Source organism: Shewanella sp. 11B5 (assembly GCF_002836795.1).
Lineage (GTDB): Bacteria > Pseudomonadota > Gammaproteobacteria > Enterobacterales > Shewanellaceae > Shewanella > Shewanella frigidimarina.
Genome location: NZ_PJAP01000121.1, coordinates 1 through 1,228, shown reverse-complemented (window position 1 = coordinate 1,228; position 1,228 = coordinate 1). Strand labels below are relative to the sequence as shown.

The following is a 1,228-nucleotide window of genomic DNA, read 5'->3' as shown; positions in this document are numbered from 1 at the left end:
GGGGTTTTTTGTTATATGAACTTTTAAATATCCGTGTTAGATGCGGGTTGCAATGGGGCTATTAGCCCTTTTTTTGTTTTTTTGGGGGTCATTTTTGGCAACAATAGAATCCAAGCTAGTTGAAATGTTAACAGTACCTGTTGAAGCTCTAGGCTTTAAACTATGGGGCATTGAGTATATTCAAGCTGGTCGTCACTCAATTCTTCGTGTGTTTATTGATCACGAGAATGGCATCAATATTGAAGATTGTGCAGAAGCCAGTCGTCAAGTTAGCGCAGTTATGGATGTTGAAGACCCTATTTCTACAGAATACACATTAGAAGTATCTTCACCTGGCGTAGATAGACCGTTATTTACTGCCGAGCAATATAGAGCTTATATAGGTGAAGAAACAAAAGTACAATTGACTATGCCTGTTGCCGGTAGTCGTAATTTAAAAGGCGTCATTAGTAGTGTTGATGGGCAAATGCTCACTATCACCGTTGATGGTAAAGACTTGATTGTTGCTTTGGATAATATCCGTAAAGGCAACGTTATAGCTAAGTTTTGATAGTTTCAGGTGAAGAACGAGGCAAGACCAAATGAATAAAGAGATCCTGCTAGTCGCAGAAGCGGTTTCCAATGAGAAAGGCCTTCCGCGCGAGAAAATTTTCGAAGCGCTAGAAATTGCACTGGCTACCGCAACAAAGAAAAAATATGAAGGCGATATTGAAGTTCGCGTAGCTATTGATCGTAAAACAGGCCATTACGACACTTTCCGTCGTTGGATGGTGGTTGACGATCAAGGTGAAGCTCTGGAAAACCCATACAGCGAAATTACGTTTGAAGCCGCTCGTTATGAAGAACCAGAGATTCAAGTGGGTGAGTTTATTGAAGATCAAATCGACTCAGTTGCATTTGACCGTATCACCACGCAAACCGCTAAACAAGTTATCGTACAGAAAGTACGTGAAGCTGAACGTGCACAAATTGTTGAACAATTTATTGAACGTGAAGGTGAGATTGTTACTGGTGTTGTTAAGAAAAGCACCCGTGAAAGCGTAGTTGTTGATTTAGGTAACAATGCTGATGGCGTGTTATTTAAAGAAGACTTAATCAGCCGTGAATCTTTCCGTCCTGGTGACCGTGTGCGTGCATTATTGTACTCAGTACGTCCAGAGGCGCGTGGCGCTCAGTTATTTTTAACGCGCAGTAAAGCTGAAATGTTGATTGAACTGTTTCGGGTTGA

Annotated in this window: 2 protein-coding genes; both read left to right on the top strand. The window is 41.4% G+C overall.

Translation table 11 applies throughout. The annotated features are described in order from the left end of the window. The first annotated feature begins 94 nt into the window (after positions 1-94). Positions 95-550 carry a ribosome maturation factor RimP gene (gene rimP / locus CXF78_RS01005; protein WP_041413431.1) on the top strand — a complete coding sequence of 152 codons (456 nt, stop codon included), beginning with the start codon at positions 95-97 and terminating at the stop codon, positions 548-550. Between the two features lie 31 nt (positions 551-581). Then, a partial coding sequence (locus tag CXF78_RS01000) for a transcription termination/antitermination protein NusA (RefSeq protein ID WP_145991292.1) occupies positions 582-1,228 on the top strand: 647 nt, incomplete at its 3' end.